The sequence below is a fragment of the Microbispora hainanensis genome (assembly GCF_006874475.1).
Taxonomy (GTDB): domain Bacteria; phylum Actinomycetota; class Actinomycetes; order Streptosporangiales; family Streptosporangiaceae; genus Microbispora; species Microbispora hainanensis.
The window spans coordinates 152,466-168,005 of sequence record NZ_VIRM01000002.1 but is presented as its reverse complement, the minus strand read 5'-3'; the positions used below and the strand labels follow the sequence as shown (position 1 = coordinate 168,005).

14 protein-coding genes are annotated in these 15,540 nt (G+C 70.9%); 4 read left to right on the top strand and 10 right to left on the bottom strand.

Going from position 1 to position 15,540, the window contains the following annotated elements:
- Positions 1 to 55: 55 nt before the first annotated feature.
- On the top strand, positions 56 to 685 hold the full coding sequence (locus FLX08_RS02310; RefSeq protein ID WP_142616502.1) for a TetR/AcrR family transcriptional regulator: 630 nt from the start codon (positions 56 to 58) through the stop codon (positions 683 to 685).
- On the opposite strand, the gene FLX08_RS02305 is transcribed toward FLX08_RS02310, so the two are convergent.
- The 3 genes from FLX08_RS02305 to FLX08_RS02295 form a co-directional block, all read right to left on the bottom strand.
- Positions 682 to 1,680 (bottom strand): YihY/virulence factor BrkB family protein, encoded by a 999-nt coding sequence (locus FLX08_RS02305; RefSeq protein ID WP_244312241.1) that lies wholly within the window; start codon positions 1,678 to 1,680, stop codon positions 682 to 684. The genes FLX08_RS02310 and FLX08_RS02305 overlap by 4 nt on opposite strands.
- A 134-nt stretch (positions 1,681 to 1,814) precedes the next feature.
- Positions 1,815 to 2,828, bottom strand: coding sequence for a tryptophan--tRNA ligase (gene trpS / locus FLX08_RS02300; RefSeq protein ID WP_142616501.1), 1,014 nt, complete (start codon positions 2,826 to 2,828; stop codon positions 1,815 to 1,817).
- A gap of 62 nt (positions 2,829 to 2,890) precedes the next feature.
- Positions 2,891 to 4,210 carry a hemolysin family protein gene (locus FLX08_RS02295; RefSeq protein WP_244312239.1) on the bottom strand — a complete coding sequence of 440 codons (1,320 nt, stop codon included), beginning with the start codon at positions 4,208 to 4,210 and terminating at the stop codon, positions 2,891 to 2,893.
- Positions 4,211 to 4,368: 158 nt separating this feature from the next.
- Between FLX08_RS02295 and galE the strand changes: the two genes are divergently transcribed.
- Complete coding sequence (gene galE, locus FLX08_RS02290) at positions 4,369 to 5,322, top strand: UDP-glucose 4-epimerase GalE (protein WP_142616500.1); 954 nt, start codon at positions 4,369 to 4,371, stop codon at positions 5,320 to 5,322.
- Between the two features lie 57 nt (positions 5,323 to 5,379).
- On the opposite strand, the gene FLX08_RS02285 is transcribed toward galE, so the two are convergent.
- Both FLX08_RS02285 and FLX08_RS02280 read right to left on the bottom strand, forming a co-directional pair.
- A complete protein-coding gene (locus FLX08_RS02285) occupies positions 5,380 to 6,126 on the bottom strand; it encodes a CARDB domain-containing protein (RefSeq protein ID WP_142616499.1) in 747 nt (248 codons plus the stop codon).
- Positions 6,127 to 6,347: 221 nt separating this feature from the next.
- Positions 6,348 to 7,778, bottom strand: a complete 1,431-nt coding sequence (locus FLX08_RS02280; RefSeq protein WP_244312237.1) for an MDR family MFS transporter — start codon at positions 7,776 to 7,778, stop codon at positions 6,348 to 6,350.
- 55 nt (positions 7,779 to 7,833) lie between these two features.
- On the opposite strand from FLX08_RS02280, the gene FLX08_RS02275 reads away from it, so the two are divergent.
- A complete protein-coding gene (locus FLX08_RS02275; RefSeq protein ID WP_142616497.1) occupies positions 7,834 to 8,397 on the top strand; it encodes a PadR family transcriptional regulator in 564 nt (187 codons plus the stop codon).
- Between the two features lie 157 nt (positions 8,398 to 8,554).
- Here FLX08_RS02275 and FLX08_RS42840 read toward each other — a convergent pair whose 3' ends face one another.
- From FLX08_RS42840 to FLX08_RS02255, 4 genes are all read right to left on the bottom strand, one after another.
- A complete protein-coding gene (locus FLX08_RS42840) occupies positions 8,555 to 10,975 on the bottom strand; it encodes a serine/threonine-protein kinase (protein ID WP_142616496.1) in 2,421 nt (806 codons plus the stop codon).
- A 366-nt stretch (positions 10,976 to 11,341) separates the two neighbouring features.
- Complete coding sequence (locus FLX08_RS02265) at positions 11,342 to 12,559, bottom strand: NADP-dependent isocitrate dehydrogenase (RefSeq protein WP_142616495.1); 1,218 nt, start codon at positions 12,557 to 12,559, stop codon at positions 11,342 to 11,344.
- A 107-nt stretch (positions 12,560 to 12,666) separates the two neighbouring features.
- Positions 12,667 to 12,951, bottom strand: a complete 285-nt coding sequence (locus FLX08_RS02260; protein WP_142616494.1) for a DUF3017 domain-containing protein — start codon at positions 12,949 to 12,951, stop codon at positions 12,667 to 12,669.
- A gap of 45 nt (positions 12,952 to 12,996) precedes the next feature.
- Positions 12,997 to 14,118, bottom strand: a complete 1,122-nt coding sequence (locus tag FLX08_RS02255; RefSeq protein WP_142616493.1) for a citrate/2-methylcitrate synthase — start codon at positions 14,116 to 14,118, stop codon at positions 12,997 to 12,999.
- Positions 14,119 to 14,299: 181 nt separating this feature from the next.
- Between FLX08_RS02255 and FLX08_RS02250 the strand changes: the two genes are divergently transcribed.
- A complete protein-coding gene (locus FLX08_RS02250) occupies positions 14,300 to 14,956 on the top strand; it encodes an FHA domain-containing protein (RefSeq protein WP_142616492.1) in 657 nt (218 codons plus the stop codon).
- Between the two features lie 88 nt (positions 14,957 to 15,044).
- Here the strand turns inward: FLX08_RS02250 and FLX08_RS02245 are convergent, their stop codons facing one another.
- Positions 15,045 to 15,506: a hypothetical protein gene (locus FLX08_RS02245; protein ID WP_142616491.1), complete on the bottom strand. Its 462-nt coding sequence runs from the start codon at positions 15,504 to 15,506 to the stop codon at positions 15,045 to 15,047.
- Between the last annotated feature and the right edge of the window lie 34 nt (positions 15,507 to 15,540).

Here is a 15,540-nt window from a genome sequence, read left to right as displayed (position 1 = left end):
GCCGGATCCCTGTCAAGACGGATCGTCTCGTCTCGTTTTTGATAGGTTCGGCGGCATGACGGCACAGCACGGCACGGCTCCCGGCACGGCTCCCGGCACCGCTCATGGCACGAGGCGCCGCAGCGAGGCCTCGCGGCGGGCCATCCTCACCGCGGCGTTCGAGCTCGTCGGCGAGGTCGGCTACGCGAAGCTGAGCATCGAGGGGATCGCCGCCCGGGCCGGGGTCGGCAAGCAGACCATCTATCGCTGGTGGCCCTCCAAGGGAGCGGTGCTCTTCGACGCGTTCCTCATGCTCTCCGAGGGACCGGACGACTCGCCCGCGCTGCCCGACACCGGCGACCTGGAGGCCGACCTCAAGGCGGTCCTGCGCGCGACGGTCGCCGAGCTGAACGACCCGCGATACGACGAGCCGATGCGCGCGCTCAACACGGAGATCCTGCACGACCCCGCGCTCGCCGCCGCGTACGCGGAACGGCTCGACGGGCCGATGAAGGAGCTGAAGAAGCAGCGGCTGCGCAGCGCGCAGCGGGCCGGGCAGCTCTCCGGCGACCTGGACCTGGACGTCGCGATCGAGATGCTGTGGGGACCGCTGCTCAACCGGTGGCTCCAGCGCAGCGGCCCGCTGACCCCCGAGTACGCCGACACGGTCGTGGAGACCGCGCTCAACGGGTTGCGCCCGCGTTAGGTCGTGTCCGACAGATCATGGCCCTGCTGCGCGGGGCCGCGGCCGGTCGTGGGCGTGATCGCGGGCGACGGCAGCGGGGTGGGCTGGGGCGGTGGGCCGAGCGTGGCCGTCGCCGTCCACGCGGCGGCATAGAGGATCACCCGGGCCGACAGGTTGATCCACAGCAGCAGCCCCACGACCACGGCGAACGTGCCGTACACCGGGTTGTGCAGGGTGCCGGCCAGGATCAGCGCCGCGAGCTGCTTCAGCACGCCGAAGCCGACCGCGCCCAGCAGCGCGCCCTTGAGCACCACGAGGAACGGCTGCGGCGGCTTGGCCAGCCAGCCGAGGATGACCAGGAAGAGCAGCAGGTCGGCGACGAGGCTCGCGCCGACCCCGGCGAGCCAGATCCCGAAGCCGGCCAGTGGCGAGGAGCCAAGGCCGAGCCATCCCGCGACCGTGCTCGTGGCCCCGGTGGCGAACCCGCTCGCGATCACCGACACCAGCAGGGCCAGGCCCATCAGCACGAGCGCGACGAGGTCGCGGAGCTTGCCGACGAAGTAGTTGAGCGGCGGCTCGCAGGTCATCCAGACGGTGCGCAGGGCCCCGCGCAGGGCGTCCATCGCGCCCAGCCCGGCGTACAGGAGGCCGAGCAGACCGATGATCCCGGCCCGGGCGCGGGCCCCGGCGAGCTGGTCGATGTGGAGCTGGTCCGCGAGCCCCGGAAGCTGACTGTTGATCGCCTCGGTGAGCGTGGCGAGCGCGTCCGGGCGGATCGTCACGACATAGCCGAACAGGGCGAACGCCAGCGCGATCAGCGGAAAGAACGACAGGAACGCGAAATAGGTGATGGCAGCCGCCAGCCGGTCCCCCGCCTGCACCTGATAGCGCTGCACGGTCCGGATGAGGTGGTCGAGCCAGGGGAAGCGGATCCGGTAACGCTCGATCCGCATCCGGCCCCATGCCCTGACCTCGTCGATCCGCCGCGTGACCCGGTCGACCAACGCCATCCCCATCGCCCTTGTGTACCCGGGGAAGGCGTCTCGATGCGTACGGCGACCGCGGCCCGGGGCGGGGCCGCGGTCTCAGGCGCGGCTCACTCGAAGGGCGGTGTGGGCGCGGCTCACTCGAACGGCGGCGTGGGCGCGGCTCACTCGAAGGGCGGCGTGGGAAGCAGGCCGAGGCGCTCGCGGACCTGCTCCATCGTCTCGCGGGCCACCTTGCGGGCCCGGGCGGCGCCCGCGACCAGCAGCCGGTCGAGCTCGGCCTCGTCGGCCAGCAGCTTCTCCGTACGCTCCCGGATCGGCGAGAACGTCTCGACGACGGCCTCGGCGACCTCCTTCTTGAAGGCGCCGTATCCCTGCCCGGCGAACCGCGTCTCCAGGTCGGGGATCGGCGTGCCGGTCAGCGCGGACAGGATCCGCAGCAGGTTGGTGACGCCCGGCTTGTTCTCCTCGTCGGCGACGATCTCGCTGCCGGTGTCGGTCACCGCGCGCATGACCTTCTTGCGCAGGACGTTCGGCTCTTCCAGCACGTCGAGGATGCCCTGGGGGCTCGACGACGACTTGGACATCTTGGCGGTCGGGTCCTGGAGGTCGGTGATCTTCTCGACCTCCTTGAGGATGTAGGGGCTCGGCACCTTGAACGTCTGGCCGTAGCGGCTGTTGAAGCGCTGCGCGAGGTCGCGGCTGAGCTCCAGGTGCTGCTTCTGGTCCACCCCGACCGGCACCTGGTCGGCCTGGTAGATCAGGATGTCGGCCGCCTGGAGGATCGGGTAGGTGAACAGGCCCACGCTGGCCGAGCTCTCGCCGTATCGCGCGGACTTGTCCTTGAACTGCGTCATCCGGCCGGCCTCGCCCATGCCGGTCTGACAGATCAGATACCAGGCGAGCTCGCTGTGCTCGCGCACGTGGCTCTGCGCGAAGACCGCGGCGCGCTCCGGGTCGAGCCCCGCCCCGAACAGCTGGGCGGCGGCGATCCTGGTGCGCCGGCGCAGCTCCTCGGGCTTGGGCGCGACGGTCAGCGCGTGCAGGTCGGCGATGAAGAAGAAGGCCTCATGGGTGTCCTGCAGCGCGACGTACTGACGGATGGCGCCGAGATAGTTGCCCAGGTGGAACGAGTCGGCGGTCGGCTGGATACCGGACAGGACGCGAGCAAGAGCCATACGGCAATTCTGTCAGGAGTCGCGGGCTGCCCGCGACAGACGCGGCCAGAGCGCGCGCCCCCTCAGCCGGCCGCCGCGGGGGCGATGTCTTCGGGAGGCGTGCGGGTGACGCGGACGCGGGAGACGCGGCGGCCGTCCATCTCCGTCACGGTCAGCTTCACGCCCGGGGCCTCGGCGACCTCGCCGCGCTGGGGCAGGTGGCCGAGGAAGGCCATGACGTAGCCGCCCAGGGTCTCGTACGGCCCGCTGGGCAGCCGCACGCCCGTCTGCGTGTGGAACTCGTCGAGGTTGACCAGCCCCTCGACCTCCACGTCTCCGGCGATCACGCGCACGGCGTCGCCGCTCTCGTCGTACTCGTCGCGGATGTCGCCCACGAGCTCCTCGACCAGGTCCTCCAGCGTAACGATGCCGTCGGTGCCGCCGTACTCGTCCACCACGATGGCGAGGTGGTGGCCCTCGTCGCGCATCTCCGCGAGCGTGGCGAGGACCCGCTTGCTCGCGGGCACGAGCTTGACCGGGCGGATCGGCACCAGCTCGCTGATCGGGTCCAGCCGCCCGGTGCGCACCGGGTCGAGCAGGTCGCGCACATGCACGAACCCGATCACGTCGTCGTAGGAGTCGCGATAGACGGGGAACCGGGAGTGCGGCATGGCCGCGGCGAGCACGGCGGCCTCGGCGAGCGGAGTGTCCGCCGCCATGAACTCGACCTCCGTGCGGGGCAGCATGACCTCCCTGAGCTGCCGCTTGCCCGCCGAGAACACCTCGGCGATCACGTCGCGCTCGTCCTGGGTGAGCTCCGTGTGGCCCACCACCATGTCGCGCAGCTCCTCGGTGGTCATGGCCGCCCTGTCGGCGGACGGGTTGCCGCCGAGCAGCCGTACGACGCCGTTGGTCGACTTGGACAGCACCCAGATCACCGGCCTCGACAGCGTGGCGATCCGGTCGAGCAGCGGGGCGGTGACGAGCGACAGGCTCTCCGCCCGCTGCCGGCCGAGCCGCTTGGGCGCCAGCTCGCCGAGCACCAGGGTGACGTACGAGATGGCCAGCGTGACGGCCACGAACGCGACGGGCGCGGCCACGCTCGGCCGCAGGCCCCACTGCTCCAGGACCGGGGCGAACCGCGGGCCCAGCGCGTCGGCGCCGAGAGCGGCCGACAGCACGGTCGCCACGGTCACCCCGACCTGGATGGCGGACAGGAAGCGGTTGGGGTCGCGGGCGAGCTTCTGCACCCGCGCGCCGCGGCGTCCCCCGTCGCGGCTCAGGCGGCGGATCTGGCTCTCCCGCAGCGAGACCATCGCCATCTCGGCCGCGGCGAAGAACCCGCCGATCAGGATGAATATCAGGACCAGGGTGATGGTCACCGCGACGTTGCTCAACGTCATCAGTCCGTTCGGGTGTCAGGCAGGCCAGGCCGGTCGTCGCAATCCCTTGCGACTTGCTGAGATTGCGGCACTGGAGGCATTTAACCCGCTCCTCATGGGAACCGCGTAAGCTAGGCCCTGGACGTACATAATCCAACACTTTTGAACAGGAGCAAACGGTGAAGCTGCTGGTTACTGGTGGAGCCGGGTACATCGGCAGCGTCGTGGCGGCGCAACTCCTGGAGGAGGGGCACGAGGTCACGGTGCTCGACGACCTGTCGACCGGGCACGCCGACGCCGTACCGCCGGGCGCCGCGTTCGTGCAGGCGTCGATCACCGAGGCGGGCGGCGTGCTGTCCGAAGGGTTCGACGCCGTGCTCCACTTCGCGGCCAAGTCCCTGGTGGGCGAGTCGGTGGAGAAGCCGGGGCTGTATTGGTCGAACAATCTCGGCGGCACGCTCGCGCTGCTCGACGCGATGCGGCAGGCCGGGGTGAACAGGATCGTGTTCTCCTCCACCGCCGCCACGTACGGCGAGCCCGAGCGCACGCCCATCCTGGAGACCGACCCGACGCGCCCGGGCAACCCCTACGGCGCGTCCAAGCTCGCCGTGGACACCGCGCTCACCGCCTTCGCCGGCATGTACGGCCTGGGCGCGGTCAGCCTGCGCTACTTCAACGTGGCCGGAGCGTACGGCGAGTTCCGCGAGCGGCACACGGTCGAGACCCACCTGATCCCCAACATCCTGAAGGTCGCCCTCGGCGAGCGCGAGTCGGTCAGCGTCTTCGGCACCGACTACCCCACTCCGGACGGCACCTGCATCCGCGACTACGTCCACGTCGCCGACCTCGCCCGCGCGCACCTGCTCGCCCTGGACGCCTGCACGCCCGGCGAGCACCGGATCTACAACCTGGGCAGCGGCACGGGCTTCTCGGTCAAGGAGGTCGTGGACGTCTGCCGCGAGGTGACCGGGCACCCCATCCCGGCCACCGTCGCGCCGCGCCGTCCCGGTGATCCGGCCGTGCTGGTGGCGTCGTCGGAGAAGATCCAGCGCGAGCTGGGCTGGAAGCCCGCCCACGCGTCGCTGCGGGACATGGTCGCCGACGCCTGGACCGCCTCCACGAAGCCCGCCTGACCTTCGCCGCCGGGGGTGCAGGGTCAGGCGCGGGGCATGGTCAGGCGCGGGGCATGGTCAGGCGCGGCGCAGGGCCACCCGTACGCTCGCCTTGTTGTTGGCCGGACGGCGGTCGCCGTACCGGCGCGAATAGACGGTGGCCATCGTCGCCACGGCGTGCGAGGCCCTGGACGGCACCCGGAAGACGAGTTCGATCAGCCCTCGCGACCCCGACCTGATCGGCGGCAGCGAGCACCCCACGAACTGGCGGTTCCCCCGGCAGCGCCCGCCTCGCGCGGACAGCAGCCGGGCCTGGCGCGGCTGGAAGAACACGTAGGCGTCCCGCACGACGCGCGGCCCCCGGTTGCGCACCTCGGCCCGCACGGAGAACCAGTGGCCCGGGCGGATGAACCTGGTCGAGGAGCGGAACCGCATCGACAGGTCGGCCCCCTCGTCGACCCGCGTCACCGCCTCGGCCCTGTTGTCGGTCTCGTCCCTGTCGAGCACCTCGGAGGTCAGGTCGGCCCGCGCCCGCAGCGGCCCGTGCGCGCCCGGCGCGATGACTCCGGTGATCGTCATGTCGCCCGAGCCGCCGGGCAGGACGTCGTCGGACGAGTGGCAGACGACCCGGTTGCGCGCCTTGCCCGGCTCGCACTCGGCGACGCCCACGTTGACGATCTGGAAGTCCTTCGGCAACGCGACCCGCAGCGTCGGCAGCACGGCGTCACCCGGGCCCTTGTTGTGCACGCTGACGTGATAGGTCAACGGCTGCCCCGGCTGCGCCACCTTCGGTGTGGCGGTGATGCCGACCGTGAGGTCGGCCATGCCCCACTGATCCTTCACCGGTGCCGGCCGGGGCGGCTCCCCGGGGTCGGCGAGCGCCGGATGCGGCGCTCCGGCGGCGAACACACAGACCAAACCCGTGAAACCCGTGACGACCCTACGACCCACTGCCGCTCCCCCGAACGCTTGGATCAATTCAACCGTGTCGGACAGGCCCCGCGCACCGTCCGACACGCCGCTCGAAGCGCCGCTGACGTGCCGTCTCACGCCGCGACAAGGTCCTCCTGCCGCGGCGCGGGCCTGTCGAGCGGCACACCACCCCGCGGCAGCAGGGCGAGCGCGAGGAGGGCGACGACCGCGCCCACGACTCCCAGCCAGGGGATGACGGTCGCGGTCGCGGCGGCGTGGGCCGTGGGCAGTCCGTGCACGGGCGCCTCCCGCGTCACCACGGACGTGTACGCCGTGCCCGCGACGGCCAGCGCGACCGAGCCGCCGATCTGCCGGAAGAACGTCAGGTTCGCGCTGGCCGTGCCGATGTAGCGGGGCGGCACGGAGGTCTGGATCGCCACGGTGAGACCGGACAGCATGGGCCCCATGCCGAGCCCGATCAGCGCCATCCACACGACGAGCAGCGGAGTCGAGGTGCCCACCTCGAGGTTCGCGCACAGCGCCGTGCCCGCGACGAGGAAGACCGGCGCGATCACCAGCCAGGGCTTGTAGCGGCGGGTGCGCGAGATCAGGGCGCCGGTGACCGCGCTGCCCACGACCATCGCCAGCATCAGCGGATAGATGTGCAGCCCCGAGGAGGTCGCGCTCAGGCCGTGCGCCTCCTGGAAGTAGCGCGGCAGGAAGACCACCCCGGCGTACATGCAGAACGCGGTGAAGAACGACGCCACGTTGACCAGCGAGTATGTGCCGTTCGCGAACAGGTGGAGCGGCACGATCGGCTCCGCGGCCCGCCGCTCGACGAGAACGAACACCACGAGCAGCGCGAGCGCGGCGCCGATCGGCCCGGCCACCGGCCCGCTCGTCCAGGTGTGGCCGTCGACCCCCTTCTCGGTCAGGCCGACGAGGAGTGTGCTGATCGCGGCGCTGAACACGGCGATGCCGAGGTAGTCGGGCCGCGCCCCACCGTGCCCCGGACGGTGGGGCAGCCGCCACACGATGATGGCCACGAGGACGGCCCCGATCGGGACGTTCACGTAGAAGGCCCAGCGCCAGCTCGCGTGGTCGGTGAACAGGCCGCCGAGGAACGGCCCGGCGATGTAGCTCAGGGCCATGACGCCGCCCAGGGCGCCCTGCACCCGCCCGCTGCGCTCCGGCGGGAACGACTCCAGCGCCAGCGCCAGTGACAGCGGCAGCAGCGCGCCCGCGCCGAGCCCCTGCACTCCGCGGAAGGCGATGAGCTGCCCCATGGTCTGCGCCGCCCCGGACAGGATCGAGCCGAGCAGGAACAGCACCACCCCGATCAGCAGGAGCGGCTTTCGCCCGTACGCGTCGGAGAGCCGGCCGTACAGCGGAACCGTGACGGTCGAGGTGAGGAGGTAGGCGGTCACCACCCAGGTGTAGAGGCCGGCGCCGCCCAGCTCGGTGGTGATCCTCGGCAGCGCGGTGCCGACGATCGTCTGGTCGAGCATCGCCAGGAACATGCCGCCGAGCACGGCGAAGAGGAGGAGTCCGTTTCTGGATCGCATATGTCGAAGGTGACATGTAAGCAATGACATGTCAATCCATAGGTATAGTGGGGGCATGTCCCTGCGCATCGCCCTTCTCGGTCTGCTGACGGCGTACGGCTCGGCGAGCGGCTACGACCTGACCAAGGGGTTCGAGAGGTCAGTGGCCCACGTCTGGCAGGCGGGGCACAGCCAGATCTATCCGGAGCTGGCGAAGATGACCGCCGACGGGCTGGTGACGGTGGCGGCGGAGGGCGCACGGGGGCGGAAGATCTACTCGATCACGCCGGAGGGCCGCGCGGAGCTTCGCGCCTGGCTGATCGGGCACGACCCCTCGGGTCCGGCCCGCAGCGAGGTCGCGCTGCAGGCGTTCCTGCTCCCGCTGCTCGAAACGCGCGAGGCGCTCGACGTGCTGGAGCGGCTGAAAACGCACATGGAGCACAAGCTGGCCGAGCTGGAGGCCCTGCGGGCGGCCAAACAGGCCGCCTCCGCCCAGGAGGGGACGTCCGGGGTCAGGTTCGGCGACCTCGCCCTGGACCTCGGCCTCCGGCAGGTCCGCACCTCACTGCAGTGGGCCGACGACGCCATCGCCCAGCTCGGCCGCCAGGCCACCACGGAGGAGGGCGCGGACCCCTCCTGAACCTGGACGGGCCGGGCAGGCATGATGCGCCGCCCGGCAGGCGGTCGGCAGCCGGTCGGCGTACGGGATCGGCCGACCTCGGGTGTGGGCTCAGCGAAGCCGGGGTGCGGGCATGAGCCAGCGTGCGCCCGGCCGGCCGGCCGGTTGGAGTGCGGGCTCAGCGGCAGGCGAGCTTGGGCGGGGCGTCCTGCTCTGGAGCGAAGTCGACGTTGCCGAAGTGCTTGCGCAGCAGGTCACGCATCGTGCCGTCGCCGTACATGCGGCTGATCGCGTCCTCCACGGCCCGGCAGGTGCGCACGTCCTTCTTCGGCAGGCCGACGACGTAGCGCTGGTCGGTCAGCCGCGCGCCGAGCACCGACAGTTTCAGGCTCGCCACCCGGTTGGCGAAGCCGGCGATGATGAGGTCGTCCCCAGGAACGGCGTCGACCTCGCCTCGCGTCAGCAGGTTCATGCACTCGGCGTAGTCGCTCACCGGGACCTGCTCGACGTCCACCTTTCCGGCGACGAGCCGGGCGCTGGCACTGCCGACGGGCGCGCACATCCGGCGCCCGGCCAGGTCCGCCAGCTTCTTTACGCGCGAACCGGAGAGCACCAGCAGGTCGGTGTGGGCCGTGTAGTACGGCCCGGCGAAGGTGACCGCGTCGTTGCGGTTGTCGTCGTAGGAGTAGGTAGCCACGACCATGTCCACCGTGCCGTCGGTCAGCGCACGCACCCGGTCGCCGACGCCGAGCCTGCGGAAGGTGATCCCGCTCGCGGGGACGTTCAGGCGCCTGGCGATGGCCGTCGCGACGTCCACGTCGAACCCGCTGAACCCGCTCGCCTGCTCCAGGGCGACCCCGGGCACGTCCCACCGCACACCGATCGTCAGCCGCTTGGTCTTCCGCGCCTTGTCATAAACGGAGCCGTATGACGGCCTCGTCGGCGGTGTGACCACGGCGCCGGTGCCGCCGTCCTCGCTTGCGTCGCCGAACGCGAAGCCGGTCTTGGCGGCGAAGATCGCGGCCCCGGCGGCCACGAGGGCGAGCACGGCCGCGAGCGCGCCGACGAGGCCCCTCCGGCGACGCCGCGTCCCGCCGCCCGGCTCCCTGCCGCCCGGGTCCATGCCACCTGGTCCGGTCCCGTCCGGCCCCATCCCGTACGCCCCGGTCCTGTCGGGCCCTATCCCGTACGCCGCCCCGGTCCCGCCCGGCACGCCGTATCCCCCGGTGCCGTCTGGCCCCGCCCCAGCCCGCCCTGTCCCAGAAGGCCCTGTCCCAGAAGGCCCCGTCCCAGAAGGCCCCGTCCCGCCTGACAGGGGCCCGACCGGCACGGGCCTCGCCGCGTCGGAACCCGCCGCAGCAGGCCGTACGGCGCCATGACCGCCGGGGCCCGTACTCTCGCGCGGGGCAGGGCCGAACCTGGGGTTGGTGGGCCCGGACAACAAGGCGGACTGGGACGCCCCGGTCGGCGCGGCGTTCCCGGCGTACTCGGCCTGACCGGCGTGACCGCCGTGATCGGCCTGACCGGCGTGATCGGCCTGACCGGCGTGATCGGCGTGACCGGCGTGACCGCCTGTGCCGGTCCATGCGCCGCTCCCGGCTCCCGCGCCGTTCCCAGCCCCCGCACCGGTTCCGGTCTCTGTGCCGCCCGTGGGCAGCGGGCCCGCGCCGCCCGGCGCGGGGGCGCGGACCGGACCCGTGCGCGCGAGGAGCGTGGCGTCAGGGTCGGCCGCGTGCGCGGCTCCCTCGGACAGCACGACCGCCGACGCGTCGCCCGACACGGCGCGGCCCAGCAGGCGCAGCAGGATCTGGTCGGCCGCCGGGCGCTCGTCCGGCGACTTGCGCAGGCACGCTCGGACCACTCCGCCGAGCGGCTCGGGCAGCATCCCGGTGTCGATGTCGTGGTTGAGGATGCGGTTGAGCACGACCGCGATCGAGTTGCCGCCGAACACGACGTCGCCGGTCGCGGCGTACGCGATCGTGGAGGCCCAGGAGAAAACGTCGGCAGGGGGCCCGACAGCACCGCCGGAGATCTGCTCGGGCGCCATGTAGGCGGGCGTGCCGATCGCCCGGCTGGTGATCGTGGCGGTCGAGTCGACGATGCGGGCGATGCCGAAGTCCACCACGCGCGGGCCGTCCACGGCCAGCAGCACGTTGTCGGGCTTGAAGTCGCGGTGGACGATGCCCGCCTGGTGGATCGCGGTAAGCGCGGTGGCCGTGCCGACCGCCAGCCGTTCCAGGGCCGAGCCGGTCAGCGGCCCGTCCTCCTCGACGGCCTCGCGCAGCGACCGCCCGTCGATGAACTCGCTCGCGATGTAGGGCGTGTCGCCCTCCAGGTCGGCCGCCAGGACCCGGGCGGTGCAGAAGCTCGCCACACGCTGGGCGGCGCGCAGCTCCCGCGCGAAGCGGGACCTGGCCGTCGCGTCGCCGGAGAACTTGACGTGCAGCAGCTTGACCGCGGCCCGCTCGCCGGCCTCGTCCTGGCCGAAGTAGACCACGCCCTGACCGCCCTCGCCGAGACGGCCGGACAGCACGAAGGGACCGAGACTGGTCGGATCCCCCGGTTGCAACGGCGCGATCTGCGGCATTCCGTTCCCCACGATTCGGCAAACTACCGGCCACCAGAACTTTACGGCCCCGGTGCGACGGTTCCGCGGCTCGATACCGCGCCGTGACGTCAGGAAACCGTGACAATGCGGCGAGCGGCCCCTACCTCCAAGTGAGGAAAGGGACCGCCCGGAAAGTGTCGGACGGCCCCGGGTGTGATCGCCCTGCCGTCGGGGCCACTGCGCCGCCTTTCCGGCCCTCGTGGAGGTCTCACGGCCCGTGGACGGTCCGGAAAGCGAACGGGCCTCTGCCCGGCGGTGGATAACCGCAGGCAGAGGCCCGTTTCCAGGCTCGTTCCATGCCTGTTCCAGGGCACGTTCCGACGCACGTTCTGAGGCACGCCGCGAAGCGCGCTCTCGTTACTGCGCCATCTTCTTCTTGAGGTTCTCGTCGAGCGCCGCGAGGAAGTCCTGCGTGGTCAGCCACTCGGCGTCGCCGCCGACCAGGAGCGCGAGGTCCTTGGTCATCTGGCCGCCCTCGACGGTCTCGACGCAGACCTGCTCCAGCTTCTCGGCGAAGTCGATGACCTCGGGCTGGTTGTCGAGCTTGCCGCGGTGCTGCAGGCCGCGGGTCCACGCGAAGATCGAGGCGATCGGGTTGGTGGAGGTCGGCTTGCCCTGCTGGTGCTGGCGGTAGTGACGGGTCACGGTGCCGTGCGCCGCCTCGGCCTCGACGGTGCGGCCGTCGGGGGTCATGAGCACGCTGGTCATGAGGCCGAGCGAGCCGAAGCCCTGCGCCACCGTGTCCGACTGGACGTCGCCGTCGTAGTTCTTGCAGGCCCAGACGTACCCGCCCTCCCACTTCAGGGAGGCGGCCACCATGTCGTCGATCAGGCGGTGCTCGTAGGTGATCCCGGCGGCCTCGAAGTCGGCCTTGAACTCGGTCTCGTAGACCTCGGCGAAGATGTCCTTGAACCGGCCGTCGTACGCCTTGAGGATGGTGTTCTTGGTCGAGAGGTAGACCGGGTAGCCGCGGTTGAGGCCGTACCGCATGGAGGCGCGGGCGAAGTCGCGGATCGACTCGTCCAGGTTGTACATCGCCAGCGCGACGCCGGCGCCGGGGAAGTCGAAGACGTTGAGCTCGATCGGCTCGCTGCCGTCCTTAGGCGTGAACGTCAGCGTCAGCGTGCCCTCGCCGGGAACCTTCAGGTCGGTGGCGCGGTACTGGTCGCCGAAGGCGTGACGGCCGACGACGATCGGCTTGGTCCAGCCGGGGACGAGCCGCGGGATGTTCGACATGATGATCGGCTCGCGGAAGATGACACCGCCGAGGATGTTGCGGATCGTCCCGTTCGGGGACTTCCACATCTTCTTCAGGCCGAACTCCTCGACGCGGGCCTCGTCCGGCGTGATCGTCGCGCACTTCACGCCCACGCCGTACTGCTTGATGGCGTTGGCGGCGTCGATCGTGACCTGGTCGTCGGTGGCGTCGCGGTTCTCAATGCCGAGGTCGTAGTACTTCAGGTCGATGTCGAGGTAGGGAAGGATCAGCTGGTCCTTGATGAACTGCCAGATGATCCGGGTCATCTCGTCGCCGTCGAGCTCGACGACCGGGCCCGCTACCTTGATCTTGGGCATGCGTGGGGTTCCCCTTCTGAACTAACTGGCCAGCAGGTCCTTTTTGAGGCTCACTGGCCGTTGAGGCTATCGGACGGGTGTGGTAAGTCCGCGACGAGGTCGTGTTCCTACGAGTCGTGCAGCCGCAACAGCATGAGCAGCGAGCCGATGACGAGCGCCGCGCCGAACGCCGCCAGCGTGAGCGCGTCCACCCGTTTGCCGCGGATCGCGAGCGCGCCCGCCCGCCGTTCGGAGACCGCCACCCGGACCAGGGATCCGGCGAGGAAGCCACATCCCATGATCGCACCACCCGTGGGCACCGGCGCACCCAGGCCGATCGCGCACAGCCCGGCGGCCGCGCCCGTCGCCACCAGCAGGTACGGCCCCCAGGCCGTACTCTCGCTCGTTCTCACTTCTCTCCCATGCGTGCAACTGCGGTCCTCGGCGCTTCCTCGCTGTCACCGCTCGTCGATGGGCACCCACTTCTGGTCGCGCTCGCCGATGTACTCGCTGTCCGGCCGGATCAGCCGGTTGTCGGCGTGCTGCTCGATCACGTGGGCCGTCCACCCGGCCATCCGGCTGACCGAGAACACGGGCGTGAACAGGTCCGTGGGGATGCCGAGGTAGTGGTAGACGGTCGCCGCGTAGAAGTCCACGTTCGGGTAAAGGTGCTTGTCCGCGAAGACGACCTCTTCCATCTCCCGCGACATCCGATAGTAGGTGTCGTCGCCCGAGGCCTCGGCCAGCTCCTGCGACATCCGCCGCAGGTGCGTCGCCCGGGGGTCCTCGGTCTTGTAGACGCGGTGCCCGAATCCCATGATCTTCTCGCCCGCCGCCAGCTTGTCCCGTACGGCCTGCGCGACGCCGCGCGGGTCCAGCGCTTCCAGCGTACGCATGACCTGCTCGTTCGCCCCACCGTGGAGGGGGCCCTTGAGCGTGCCGATGGCGGCGACGATCGCCGAGTGCATGTCGGACAGCGTCGCGGCGCACACGCGGGCGGCGAACGTGGAGGCGTTCATCGTGTGGTCGGCGTGCAGCACCAGGCAGGTGTCGAAGATCTCGACCTCGCGCTGCCCGGGACGGCGGCCGGTGATCTGCAGCAGGAAGTTGGCGGCGGTGCTCAGCTCGGGGTCGGGCGCCGGGATGTCGGCTCCCGTCCTGGCCGCGTGGTAGCGGGCGACGAGGATCGGCTGCTGCGCCGTGAGCCTGGCGGCCTTGCGGAGGTTGGCGTCGGCGGCGTTGGAGTCCTTGTCCGGGTCGTCGGCCCCGGCCAGCGAGACCAGGCTGCGCAGCGCCTCCATGGGCGCCTGTTTCCCGGCGATCTCGGCGATGTTGCTCTCGGCGAGCGAGCCCAGGGTGCGGCCTTCGGCCAGCTCCGCGCCGTAGTCCGCGAGCTGCCGGCGGGTCGGCAGCGTGCCGCGCTGGAGCAGGTGGGCCACCTCTTCGAAGGTGGCGTGGCCGGCCAGGTCGTGGATGTCGTATCCACGGTAGAAGAGACGGCCGGCCTTGCCGTCGATGTCGCTGAGCGCTGTGGACGCGGCGACGACATCGGCGAGGCCTTTGGTGGGCTTGTCCGCCATAAGTGTTTCCTCCGCTTATCTCCGCCCGAAGTCTACCCGTGAGCAGGTAAAGCGCCCCTCAAAGGTCCAGACCAATTTCAGGATTGATTCTGCTCCTGGCAAAGGCGATTCCCCCTCGCCACGGGTGGGTAAGCCGCAGCTATAGGGAAAGTAACGGCGGGCTACCTGGGGAGGAACTGCCGTGGAGGGGCCGTTCATACGGATCGAGGACAGCGGCGAGGTGGTGCCGCTGCGCCCCGACGTCACCACGATCGGCCGCGGCCGAGGCGTGGACATCCGGCTGACGGATCCGAGCGTGTCACGGCTGCACGCCGAATTCGTCCGTCGCGGGCCCTACCTGTACGTCGTGGACCTGGGCCTGTCCCGCAACGGCACCCGGGTGAACGGCAGGCCGATCGCCAGGAGGGTGCTGGACGACGGCGACGTCGTCTCCTTCGGAGCCGCCCGGGCCCGGGTCGGCGGGATCCCGAGGGAGGACCTCGCCCCCGAGGTCGAGCTGCGCCGCGCCGCCGCGCCGGAGCTCACCCGCCGGGAGGTCGACGTCCTCACCTCGCTGTGCCGTCCGGCGCTGTCCGACGAGGCGTTCGTGGCGCCCGCGACGGCCCGGGAGATCGCCGACGACCTGGTGGTGACCGAGGCGGCGGTCAAGCAGCATCTGCTGCGGCTTTACCAGAAGTTCCGCATCCCGGAGGGCACCAACCGGCGCACCCGGCTCGCCAACGAGGTCGTCGCCCTCGGCCTGGTTCGGCCCACGCCGGTCGTGCCGCCGCAGCGGGCCACCGGACCGGCCGAGCCGGAGCCGCAGCCCCGCCCCAGCGCGGGCCGCCGGGCCTCCTGAACCAGCCGCACACCGGCCGCCGGGAGCGGAAGCCATCCCACCCCCGGCGGCCAATGGAGCGTTCCCACATATCCTCTGCCGCTCGCCGTCATGCCTTGGCGATCACCTGGGTCAGCGCTGCGAGAAATGGCTGCGGGTTCATCACCGCCACCACGTAGTGCTCGCCACCCCGCCCGCCGAGCTCGACAGCCTGCATACCCACCGGGACGTCGTACCCTCCGCCCAGCAGACGAGGTCCCCGGCTCGTGGCCGGCGGGTTGAGCGTGATGTCGGCGACGGGAAGCGTGTGACGGCCCACGCGTAGCGTCCGGGACGTCAGGGTGATGGCGTTGTAACGGCGCTTGCTCAGCGAGACCAGCCCGGGGATCGAGGCGATGCCGAAGAACAGCGGAGTCAGGACGAGCATGGCATCGAGCGGGAGCTCGTGATCCTGCAACCAGGCGTCCCCGAAGGACCAGATCAGCAGCACGGCGCACAGTGTCCAGGGCACGCCGAGCCACAACTTCGGCTTCCCGGGCCGTTCCTTGTAGACGATCTCGGTGTCGGACAACCGAATCCCTTCTGATGATCAGCGACCAATGCGG

Coding starts and splice junctions, on each gene's coding strand:
- FLX08_RS02310 (WP_142616502.1), top strand. CDS start 56: ATGACGGCACAGCACGGCACGGCTCCCGGCACGGCTCCCGGCACCGCT.
- FLX08_RS02305 (WP_244312241.1), bottom strand. CDS start 1,680: ATGGGGATGGCGTTGGTCGACCGGGTCACGCGGCGGATCGACGAGGTC.
- trpS (WP_142616501.1), bottom strand. CDS start 2,828: ATGGCTCTTGCTCGCGTCCTGTCCGGTATCCAGCCGACCGCCGACTCG.
- FLX08_RS02295 (WP_244312239.1), bottom strand. CDS start 4,210: ATGACGTTGAGCAACGTCGCGGTGACCATCACCCTGGTCCTGATATTC.
- FLX08_RS02285 (WP_142616499.1), bottom strand. CDS start 6,126: ATGGCCGACCTCACGGTCGGCATCACCGCCACACCGAAGGTGGCGCAG.
- FLX08_RS02280 (WP_244312237.1), bottom strand. CDS start 7,778: ATGCGATCCAGAAACGGACTCCTCCTCTTCGCCGTGCTCGGCGGCATG.
- FLX08_RS02275 (WP_142616497.1), top strand. CDS start 7,834: ATGTCCCTGCGCATCGCCCTTCTCGGTCTGCTGACGGCGTACGGCTCG.
- FLX08_RS02265 (WP_142616495.1), bottom strand. CDS start 12,559: ATGCCCAAGATCAAGGTAGCGGGCCCGGTCGTCGAGCTCGACGGCGAC.
- FLX08_RS02255 (WP_142616493.1), bottom strand. CDS start 14,118: ATGGCGGACAAGCCCACCAAAGGCCTCGCCGATGTCGTCGCCGCGTCC.